Origin of the sequence: Methylovulum miyakonense HT12 (assembly GCF_000384075.1) — a bacterium.
GTDB lineage: Bacteria > Pseudomonadota > Gammaproteobacteria > Methylococcales > Methylomonadaceae > Methylovulum > Methylovulum miyakonense.
On record NZ_KB913025.1, the window covers coordinates 1,573,738 to 1,582,936 of the forward strand.

The window sequence follows — 9,199 nt, forward strand, 5'->3', positions numbered from 1 at the left end:
GGCGTTTATAGCGGCTACCAATATGGTTATCAGCCGTATGGATATCAGCTTTATGATAATTTCGGTTGGGGCAGGCGTTATGGTTGGGGGGGGTATTATAGCTGGAGACCTGGTGGATATGGCTGGGGCGGCCATCATGGTTGGGGAGGCGGCGGGTATGGCTGGGGCGGTAATCATGGTTGGGGAGGTGGCTGGGGTGGCTATCATGGCTGGAAAGGTGGGCATGGCCGTTACTGACAGCGAAGGTTCCATAGAAGGGAACTTGGGGGGCCGCAAAAATGGCCAAACGGCTGTTATTGCCCATCCTCAGGAGGCATACCCTGAGACCTACATTTACATTATCAAAACAATGGCGGATTCCTTAATTTTAGCGTCCCTGCGGGACGATGGAGGTCGATATGAATGAAGAGACATTGAATATGGAAATCAGGAAATATCTTAAAAATGTCGGTGTCACGTCACAACGTGAAATCGAACATGCGGTGGATAAGGCGATGGCATCCGGAAAATTACAAGGCAACGAAGCCATTACTGTCAAAATGACGTTGGAGATCGAGGCCATCGGTTTGAGCCATTGCATTGAAGGCAGCATAGCGATGGAATAGTTTTCCAGTACCAGTGATTTTCAGATATATCCGTCAGTTTTTACAAAGGCGGGTCAAGCATCTCTATAACAACAACCATAAACGGAGATTTTTATGTCTATAAAAACTGAATTGCAAGCCACTATCACGGATTTGGTGGTCACAGGTAAGGGCATATTGGCGGCTGATGAAAGCGCGCCAACCATTGTCAAACGCTTTAAAGCGATTAACGTCGAATCCACCGAAGCCAACCGTTGCGCTTACCGTTCCCTGCTGCTGACGACACCCGGTTTAGGCGAGTTTATCAGCGGCGTGATCCTGTTTGAAGAAACGTTAGGGCAAACCACGTCTGACGGCAAAAGCCTGCCGGAGGTGGCGGCCGGGCAGGGCATAGTGCCTGGGATTAAGGTCGATAAAGGCTTTACGCCGCTGATAAATGCACCGGGCGATGTGGTCACGCAGGGTTTGGACGGATTGGCTGAACGGCTGGCGGGTTATAAGGGGCAGGGCGCCCGTTTTGCCAAATGGCGTGAAGTGTATTCCATCAGCCCGCATAACCCCACCCAGGCCGGCATAACAAGCAATGCCGAAGTGCTGGCGCGTTATGCGGCGATTTGCCAATCGTTGGGCTTAGTGCCTATCGTCGAGCCGGAAGTGCTGCTGGACGGTGACCATAGCATAGAACGTTGCCTTGAAGTCATCGAGCTGGTCCAGCATGCGGTGTTCCATGCCTTGCACAGGCATCGTGTGGAGCTGGAATATACCGTGCTCAAACCTAGCATGGTCGTCCCTGGCAAAGACGCGCCCAATAGGGCTAGCCCGGAAGAAATCGCCGAGAAAACCCTGGCGGCCATGCGCCGTTCAGTGCCTGCCGCCGTTCCTGGGATTAACTTCCTTTCGGGAGGCCAAACCCCCGAAGAAGCCACGGCTAACCTGAACGCCATGAATGCGCTGGCCGGTAACGCGCCTTGGCAATTGAGTTTTTCTTACGGGCGGGCTTTGCAACAGCCCGTGCTGGAAGCTTGGCGAGGCAAGCCGGAAAACCTACAGGCCGCGCAACAGGCGCTTTATAAACGGGCAAGGCTCAACGGTGCGGCACGTTACGGTAACTATTCAGCACAGATGGAGTAAGCAAGAGGGTGGTGAATTTCGTGAGTAATCGTCGTGCGATTCAAGCTTTTACAGCGCAGACGCTATTCAACGTCTTTATATGCGCGGCTGGTGCTTCAGAAAACGACCGCACAGGTTATGGCAATCTTGAAACCTTCAATAAGCAGATCATCCAGGCTAGGGTTACATACAAACTGTCATGCGAGATTCAAAAAGCGGCAGGACGGCTAAGCAGTTTTACCATGCGTTTACGGGCTTTAAATTTGGTTAGCAACATTAGCGTTGGGACTGGCCCGATAACCTGATGGGCGGCAGCTGCGTAACGTCATCCGAATTTTTAGCAGGGGGATTTTTCGGTGTGGGGCTTATTTGCCCGGATGGGTTGATAACAAAAAAATCAAGGCGTATATTCTTGAAAAATCAAGGGGCGTGTAAATATCATGCGCCGTTTTGTGTGTAATTCATGGCACCTTTTTAGGTGTCTACTTAACGTTGGGCTTTAAATGTATATAAACCAAAGCGAACTCATTAAGGTACAAAATGAAATCGTTCGAGTTAATAGATGGTTAGCAGAATTTTGGTCTAACTCTCATGGATGGGCGCCTTATACCGCTGCTGAATTAATGAGTAAATCAAGACTTGATAATCAAGTTGCGCTTTCCCATACCCTAGCAATATGGCTTGAACAAGAAGAAAAGCCAAGCAAAAATGGTAGATTAATACTGGCATGGGCGAATCTCGGAGCTTTAATTGAAGGTACACTAAAATTATTTTTGTGTGCCTACTACGAAGACTATTGCGATGATTTACACGCGTACAGAGACAAAAGAGAAAAACTACAAGACCCAGATTCATTGGCTTTAGAAAGACTTAGAGTATTTTTCGACAAGAGGGACCTATGGTCTAAAGAATGGAATGAATACGTATTAAGTATCCAAAATAAGCGGAATGCAATCCATGCTTTTCAAGATAAGGAAATAGGCACATTCGAAGAATTTTATAATTGTCTCCCCGCATATCTGTTGATGATCAAAAGATTTAATTTAGGCTTGCCGTATCCTGAAGAAGCTTATATTCCAGCAATATCAAGAGAGCTTGATCCTATAATGAAAAAAACAGAAGAATTTTTCGATAGGCAATTATATGAAGATGCTTCGAGTTTTTGGCAAGATCAAGATATAAACTAAGTTTTTTGGCAGATAATAACTCGTAAGGCGCACTGTAGGGTGCAATAGGCGATAGCCGTATTGCACCGCAGTTGCCCTTCACCCATCCGGCGCATTACGCTATCGCTAATGCGCCCTACGGCTGTAAGCTTTGGAATACGTTGGGCATCGGGATACAACTCGTAAGGCGCACACTGTATGGTGCAATAGGCGATAGCCGTATTGCACCGCATGTTGCCCTTCACTCATCCGGCGCATTACGCTATCGCTAATGCGCCCTACGGCCTGGCCGATGATTTCCAGATTGCGGATGACTGCTTGGGTTTTTCTGTCTGCCAAAAACTGCGGTAAATCGTAGCCAGCGGTATAAGATTGGATTAACCCGATGCTTTCTAGGGCTGCGGCAATGAAGACAAAGCGGTCTTTCACAAGGGTACGGTTTCTTGGAGGATGTGTTGGGACAAGTGTTTATTTAAGGCCTTTTCGCTGACAACATCGACTTTGCGTTCTAACGCGTCAGATAGCGCCAAACTCAAGCCGACCTGATCCAATAGCGTTGTGCCTGGCAGAAAATCCACCACATCTATACGACGTTAAAATATAAGTCATTGATATTTTATTCATTTTATATGCGCTTGCCCTGCAAAGGGACGCACCGCCAGTTGGCGGTTTTGAAACACCCATTTAAATTCAAGGTAAGTGGTTTCGCTTAGCTTTCGTTAGCGGCGCGCCCCTGTAACGTTAGGCAACGAAGATGAGGAAAAGTCGAGTTCAGATCCGTAGGATGCGGCGAACGAAGGGAACCGCATCGTTCGCTGCTAGATATATTAAGGAAGTGTGAGATGCTGAAAGAATTACAGGAGCTTGCGAGCTTCGTTCTTGGATTCTTGCCCTGGATTCTGTTTCTGGTTCTACCATCCAACGGCTGGGATGCACTGCAAAGATCCGTCGTGATCTGTCTGGTTGCATCCGTTGCCATCGGATGGAAGGCTCTGCGCAAGGGTTTTGTTTTGCAGTGGGCCACCACGGCCTTCTTCCTTTTTTCCGCAGTATCGTTGTACGGATTCAAGTGGATTTGGCTGGCCGAAAACATGGGGGTAATCGCAAACAGCCTTCTGACGGGCATCATCTGGTTCACGATATTGATCGGCAAACCGTTCACAGTTGAACTTGCACGAGAGGAGGTGCCGCAGGAACTATGGCATGACGAAAAATTTATGAGTGCCTGCCGTTTCATCGCCATTTTCTGGGGGATGCTGCTTCTCGTTCCCTCCGCCGCATCTGTCTTCCGAGTCTTTTACCCGCAAGCCCTTCCGGATCGATTCTATCTCTATCTTAGTCTGTGCTGCATCATGGCGGGAACTGCCTTCACCTCTTTTTACAAACGCATGAAGCGAAAACAGCGGGAAACGATGAGCAAACTCGTAAGGCGCACACAGTAGGGTGCAATAGGCGATAGCCGTATTGCACCGCATGTTGCCCTTCACCCATCCGGCGCATTACGCTATCGCTAATGCGCCCTACGGCCAAGTAAATTGATTGGGTTACGGCTGTATGGATGCAGGGACAGGGCAAGGCAGGAGCAATTGCCGCACGACAGGGTAACCCGACAACATCGGGACACCCGTTAATGTTGGATGTGGTTTAGCTTTGGCGGTTATTGCCGCGCCTTTCAAGAAACTCACGTTATTAGATTGATTTGTCGGCCATTTGATTATTGCCACATCAATCCGGTCAAGCATGGTTTGGTCAAAAACGTATCGGATTGGCCTTATTCAACTTTTCACCGTTATGTCGGGCAGGGGCTTTACACTCACCGCTATCCCCGTGTCGCCATCGCCGATTTTATAACGGCTTTGGCGGGTTCAATCAAAACGGGTAATCAAGTCCAATGGGCATTTGTTCGGGTGGCCGTGTTAGGTAATCGGTACGGCGCTTCTAAACATTTATTCCCTAGTGATAAAAGCCAGCTTATTGATCCCCGCCTTATGCGCCACCGCCATGGCTTCGGCGACTTTACCGTAAGGTACGGCGGCATCGGCTTGCAGTTGTACGGTTAGTTCCGGATCGGCGGCGTGCAGCCCGCGCAGTTGCTGATCTAAGGCCGCCAACACTTGCGGTTTGTCATTGACGGTGAGGTTGCCATGGGCATCAATGGCGATGGTTGCCAGGTGTTTTTCCGGTGCCGGGTCGGTCTTTTCGGTTTTGGGCAAGTCCACATGCACGGCTTGCGTCAATAATGGCGCGGTGACGATGAACACCACCAGCAACACCAGCATCACGTCCACCAGCGGGGTGACGTTGATTTCGCTCATCGCCTCACGGTCGGAGGAGGAATCGGTTTTAAAGGCCATGGCTATTCTCCTGGGTTGTTTTCAGGCCTGCTTTGACAGCCAAGTTGAGGAAATCGGTGGCGAAGTATTCCAGTTCCGCTTCCGTCAATTTGATGCTGCGGATGAAAAAGTTGTAGGCCAACACCGCCGGAATCGCGGCGGCGATGCCGATGGCGGTGGCGATCAAGGCCTCGCCGATCGGGCCGGCGACCACATCGAGGCTCGCCGATTTTGCTTGGCTGATGGTTTGCAGGGCGTGCATGATTCCCCAGACCGTCCCGAACAGCCCGACAAACGGGGAGGTGCTGCCGATGCTGGCGAGCATGGACAGCCATTGCTCCAAGGTTTTGCGTTCTTTGCTGATTTGCTGGCGTAAGGAGCGTTCTAAAACCGATTGGAGGTCGCCGCTCAGTTCCAGCATGGACGGGACATTGTTATGGACATCGCTCAAGGCATGGAAGCCCGCTCCGGCAATCCGCCCTAAGGCGCTGCTGGTTTGTTCAAGCTGCGCCGCCGTTTGTAAAGTGTTCGCCGCCCAAAATTGTTCGGCATAAGCGCGGTTGCTGCGGTTAATCGTCCAAATCATCCAGCTTTTTAAGAAAATGATCGTCCAGGTCAGCACGGAAAAACCGATGAGTATCCATAACGTGATTTGGACGATATTGGCGGAAGATATTTGTATCATGTAGTTTCCTTTAACGTTTAAATTTGAATGAAATAGGCACCCTGACCCAGTCGTCAACGGATTTGTCGCCTTTGTGCGCAGGGATGAACCGCCAGGACTTGACTTGCTCAACCGCCGATTCATCAAGGATTTCGTGGCCGCTGCTGCTGACAATTTTAACCTCCCCTGCCGAGCCGCTGGCCAATACCCGCACTTCCAGGGTGACCGTGCCTTCCCATTGGCGCATTTGCGCAATTTTGGGATAACGGGTGGGCGGGTTTTTTAAGCCAGGTGCGGAGTACGCCGCCTTAACCAGCGCTGGCGGTGCTGCGGCGGGCGCCGGCTTGGGGCTGGCTTGGGCAGGTGCGGGCGTGAACACAGGCGGCGGGTTGAACGCTGGAGCGGTTTCAGTGACCGGAGTTTCCTTAGGCTTAGGTTCCGTGGTTGGCCGGGCTTTTTTAGGTTCGGGCGGTTTGGCAACGGGTTTAGGTTTGGGCTTGGCAATAGGCTTGGCTTTTTCCGCAGCTTTTGCGGGCGGTTTGGCGGCGACAGGGGGTGTTTGGGATGGCTGTGCAGGCGTCGCCGCAGGCGGTTGTGGGCTAGGCGCACTGGTCAGGGCGACTTCGATAACCACTGGCGGCTTTGCTTCGGGTAAGGGGGGAGCCGACATGCCTTGCCAAGCGTGCCAAATGCCAGAGTGTAAGGCGATGGAAATAAGGCAAGCTACCACCGTCGCCCGGACGGGCCAGCGATGGTTAGGGTGTGCTGCGGCAAGGGTTACAGGGAGCATTCAATCGGCAAACAAGCTAATGTGGGTGAGGCCGACCATTATAAAGGCTGCTTGCTTATTAGCCTAAAGGCCGGGTTGGATTTAAATCCGAGGCAGTGGTTTAAAATCCGGGGGCTTTTAGTTTATGAAAAGACGTTTTTTCTAGCCGTATCAGCGTATTACATAAAAACTTGCTTTCAATTTGGAGGCGGCGGCTTGGGGGCTTCCAATCAAGGAGGAATTGCCATGGCCCACCATGCAGGGAATAGGACGAGGTTTATAACCCCATCGTTCACGCTTCAACATGACTTAAGGGGCTTAAAACGTTACGGAACGGGTCGCCTAGGCACACCGCTACGCTGCTCCTGCATCGCTTAATGCGCCTACTGTTGGTACAAACCCGTTTTCCGGTCCACGCCCAGGCTGGTTTTTCTGTATTCACGGTTTTATAAGCAAAAAATATTGTCCCTTCCGTGTGCCCCCGCGACCAGGCGTTTAATTTAAATCTTCCAAAAAACGATGATATATTTCATTCACCACCGCCCCGGTAGGGTCTGGCGGCGTATAGCTCCAAGGCTCAAAGGTATCGGTGAGCAACCTTGCCGCGCCATGCTCAATCAAGCCGCCGACAATTTGCCGATGGTAACATTCGGTGGCGGTGTTGCTGAGGTCAACCAGCAAGGGCTTACCCGTAAATGCCGCTTCTGAACACATGGACAAAGAGTCGCCAGTGACGATGAAGAGGTCGGCGTGGGCGAGCAGGGCGTGGTAAAACGTGCTGTCCAGTTGTTGCCAGTCGAAAAAATGCGGGTTTAAACCGGAAAGCCCGTCCAAAAAAACGGCGAGCGCCGGGGCGGGTGTCCGGCGGCTGTTGGTGATGACTAGGCTGCCCCCTAAGGCATTGCCGGTTTTGGCGACCCGTTCTGCCAAATACCGCGCATGGGTTTCGGTGAAGCCGTCACAATAACGGGTGTTGCCGCCAACCAGTACGCCAATAATCGGTTTGGGCAGGGTGCCGAAGTAATTGGCGTGTTGCTGGTAAGCGAGGGTGAGGTTTTCGCGGGTCAACTGGTGGGGGACGCCAACCAGGGTGATGATGTTGTCGCCGGAGAGTTGCGGCGAGGCGATCAAATCATATTCGGCAAGGCGGGGGTGGCGTTCGTCGGGCAAAATCGACGCCAGGTAAATGGTGAGCAATTGTCCGGGAAACCAGTGCCGTAAATTGGCGATTTGTTCCGTGGTCTCTTCGCCCGTGCCGCTGATGACCAGCAAAGGCGGGCAGTAGCCATTGCCTTCTTGCCGATAACGCTGTTGTAACATCTGCCCATAAGCGATGGGGTCATCGTCCGGTATTGGGATTAGCCCATAACCAAACCCCAAACGCTCCGCCAAGCCGATGCGCGCGTGAAGCTCGCCCGTATACGCGCTGTCCACTACCCAAACCAGGGGCGTTGTCCTTATAGGGTTTGCTGTCATTTGTTTATACCCGTTCGCTCAAATCCTGTGCGGCCAGCGCCCCCTCGGCGATGGCGTTGACCACCGACTGGTACTTGGCATTCGCGACATCGCCAATCGCATACACCCAGGGGATAGATGTGCGTTTGGCGGCATCCGTCTTGATATAGCCCGCTTCCTTAGCTATGCCGGAAAGCGCGGCAAACGTATCGAGAAACCCGCAGTTGGCGGTAAAGCCCGCACGGACGAAAACCCTGCCAACCTGGAGGGTGCCGCCATCGTGCAAAGTGACTTCGACCCCCTCTGGGGTTTGCCGGACAGCCGCCACTTGGGTTCCAGTATGTTCGATCACGCGGCCTTGGGCGATCAGGCCTTCAATTTCCCTGCGTATGGCGGGGCGGGCTTTGGGGCGGGTGCGCACCAGCAGATGCACTTGTGCGCCCGCCAAGGCGGCATCTTTCGCGGTGAAATGCGCATTATCGCCACCGCCGATCACCGCGACGGCTTTGCCTTTTAATTCCGGCAGTTTGTCTAAGTGGGAAAGGGGGGGGAATGAAATAAGCCCGGCGTCAGACAATGCCTGGAAACCAGGGATATGGCCAAAAACTTCAAGGCCCACCCACCGGACTCCCGTGGCGATCACTATTGCCCGCAATTGTAATGGGCGGGTGTCGCCAGCCTGTCCGATAACGGCATCAAAACCCGTGGGTGAGGCTGTGACCGCAAGCAAACGGGCTTCATAGAGAATATCAACCGCTTCTTGGGTGATATGGTTGGCGTAAGTTTCGGCAAGCCCCACACTGGTTTGCTGGTAAGAGCCCAATACCCAGCGGTTGATCCGGTCCAGCTTTAGCAATTGCCCGCCCAGCTTGGCGTTTTGTTCAATGATGACGGGTGCGTAACCCAGGTGCTTTAACCATAACGCACACGACATGCCCGCTACGCCACCGCCGATGATTCCGATCATTAAGGTGCTGGCGGGGGAATGGGCCATAGGGTTTAGGTGAGGGAATCTGGCAAATGGGCTGGTTTTACAGCAGGCTGCGGATAAATCATCTGTTTAAGTGACATGCTTTCTTCCTGTTTATCAAGTCTGTTTGGACAGTTGGTTAGGGCGC

12 protein-coding genes and 1 pseudogene are annotated in these 9,199 nt (G+C 52.2%); 6 read left to right on the forward strand and 7 right to left on the reverse strand.

Features of this window, described 5'->3' with window-relative positions:
- The first annotated feature begins 22 nt into the window (after nt 1-22).
- The 4 genes from METMI_RS26835 to METMI_RS23445 all read left to right on the forward strand — a co-directional run bounded on the left by METMI_RS26835 (nt 23) and on the right by METMI_RS23445 (nt 2,881).
- The gene (locus tag METMI_RS26835) at nt 23-406 is read left to right on the forward strand and encodes a hypothetical protein (RefSeq protein WP_156829801.1); all 384 of its coding nucleotides are present in this window, start codon (nt 23-25) and stop codon (nt 404-406) included.
- Nucleotides 399-605, forward strand: coding sequence for a DUF6494 family protein (locus tag METMI_RS0108285; RefSeq protein ID WP_019865817.1), 207 nt, complete (start codon nt 399-401; stop codon nt 603-605). The genes METMI_RS26835 and METMI_RS0108285 overlap by 8 nt, the downstream gene beginning before the upstream one ends.
- Nucleotides 606-698: 93 nt before the next feature.
- Complete coding sequence (locus METMI_RS0108290) at nt 699-1,715, forward strand: class I fructose-bisphosphate aldolase (protein WP_019865818.1); 1,017 nt, start codon at nt 699-701, stop codon at nt 1,713-1,715.
- Nucleotides 1,716-2,197: 482 nt separating this feature from the next.
- A complete protein-coding gene (locus METMI_RS23445; protein ID WP_019865819.1) occupies nt 2,198-2,881 on the forward strand; it encodes a hypothetical protein in 684 nt (227 codons plus the stop codon).
- Nucleotides 2,882-2,986: 105 nt separating this feature from the next.
- Here METMI_RS23445 and METMI_RS23450 read toward each other — a convergent pair whose 3' ends face one another.
- Together METMI_RS23450 and METMI_RS23455 are read right to left on the reverse strand one after the other, a co-directional pair.
- Entirely contained in the window at nt 2,987-3,289 is a 303-nt protein-coding gene (locus METMI_RS23450; protein ID WP_019865820.1) for a HepT-like ribonuclease domain-containing protein, read from the reverse strand.
- Nucleotides 3,286-3,438 (reverse strand): nucleotidyltransferase family protein, encoded by a 153-nt coding sequence (locus METMI_RS23455; protein WP_198007897.1) that lies wholly within the window; start codon nt 3,436-3,438, stop codon nt 3,286-3,288. The genes METMI_RS23450 and METMI_RS23455 overlap by 4 nt, the downstream gene beginning before the upstream one ends.
- A gap of 264 nt (nt 3,439-3,702) precedes the next feature.
- Here METMI_RS23455 and METMI_RS0108310 point away from each other — a divergent pair, with 264 nt between their 5' ends.
- Nucleotides 3,703-4,302, forward strand: a complete 600-nt coding sequence (locus METMI_RS0108310; protein WP_019865822.1) for a hypothetical protein — start codon at nt 3,703-3,705, stop codon at nt 4,300-4,302.
- Nucleotides 4,303-4,569: 267 nt separating this feature from the next.
- Nucleotides 4,570-4,671: pseudogene (locus tag METMI_RS26140) on the forward strand (REP-associated tyrosine transposase); the annotation flags it as partial.
- 135 nt (nt 4,672-4,806) lie between these two features.
- Here METMI_RS26140 and METMI_RS0108320 read toward each other — a convergent pair.
- The 5 genes from METMI_RS0108320 to METMI_RS0108345 all read right to left on the reverse strand — a co-directional run bounded on the left by METMI_RS0108320 (nt 4,807) and on the right by METMI_RS0108345 (nt 9,048).
- Nucleotides 4,807-5,214, reverse strand: coding sequence for an ExbD/TolR family protein (locus tag METMI_RS0108320; RefSeq protein WP_019865824.1), 408 nt, complete (start codon nt 5,212-5,214; stop codon nt 4,807-4,809).
- Nucleotides 5,204-5,878 carry a MotA/TolQ/ExbB proton channel family protein gene (locus tag METMI_RS0108325; protein WP_019865825.1) on the reverse strand — a complete coding sequence of 225 codons (675 nt, stop codon included), beginning with the start codon at nt 5,876-5,878 and terminating at the stop codon, nt 5,204-5,206. Before METMI_RS0108325 ends, METMI_RS0108320 begins: the two co-directional genes overlap by 11 nt.
- Nucleotides 5,879-5,888: 10 nt before the next feature.
- Nucleotides 5,889-6,647: an energy transducer TonB gene (locus METMI_RS23460; protein WP_083930222.1), complete on the reverse strand. Its 759-nt coding sequence runs from the start codon at nt 6,645-6,647 to the stop codon at nt 5,889-5,891.
- A gap of 474 nt (nt 6,648-7,121) precedes the next feature.
- The gene (locus METMI_RS0108340; protein WP_083930224.1) at nt 7,122-8,102 is read right to left on the reverse strand and encodes an ELM1/GtrOC1 family putative glycosyltransferase; all 981 of its coding nucleotides are present in this window, start codon (nt 8,100-8,102) and stop codon (nt 7,122-7,124) included.
- 4 nt (nt 8,103-8,106) lie between these two features.
- The gene (locus METMI_RS0108345) at nt 8,107-9,048 is read right to left on the reverse strand and encodes an NAD(P)/FAD-dependent oxidoreductase (RefSeq protein ID WP_232215196.1); all 942 of its coding nucleotides are present in this window, start codon (nt 9,046-9,048) and stop codon (nt 8,107-8,109) included.
- Between the last annotated feature and the right edge of the window lie 151 nt (nt 9,049-9,199).

Coding starts and splice junctions, on each gene's coding strand:
- METMI_RS26835 (WP_156829801.1), top strand. CDS start 23: ATGGTTATCAGCCGTATGGATATCAGCTTTATGATAATTTCGGTTGGG.
- METMI_RS0108285 (WP_019865817.1), top strand. CDS start 399: ATGAATGAAGAGACATTGAATATGGAAATCAGGAAATATCTTAAAAAT.
- METMI_RS0108290 (WP_019865818.1), top strand. CDS start 699: ATGTCTATAAAAACTGAATTGCAAGCCACTATCACGGATTTGGTGGTC.
- METMI_RS23445 (WP_019865819.1), top strand. CDS start 2,198: ATGTATATAAACCAAAGCGAACTCATTAAGGTACAAAATGAAATCGTT.
- METMI_RS0108310 (WP_019865822.1), top strand. CDS start 3,703: ATGCTGAAAGAATTACAGGAGCTTGCGAGCTTCGTTCTTGGATTCTTG.
- METMI_RS0108320 (WP_019865824.1), bottom strand. CDS start 5,214: ATGGCCTTTAAAACCGATTCCTCCTCCGACCGTGAGGCGATGAGCGAA.
- METMI_RS0108325 (WP_019865825.1), bottom strand. CDS start 5,878: ATGATACAAATATCTTCCGCCAATATCGTCCAAATCACGTTATGGATA.
- METMI_RS23460 (WP_083930222.1), bottom strand. CDS start 6,647: ATGCTCCCTGTAACCCTTGCCGCAGCACACCCTAACCATCGCTGGCCC.
- METMI_RS0108340 (WP_083930224.1), bottom strand. CDS start 8,102: ATGACAGCAAACCCTATAAGGACAACGCCCCTGGTTTGGGTAGTGGAC.
- METMI_RS0108345 (WP_232215196.1), bottom strand. CDS start 9,048: ATGATCGGAATCATCGGCGGTGGCGTAGCGGGCATGTCGTGTGCGTTA.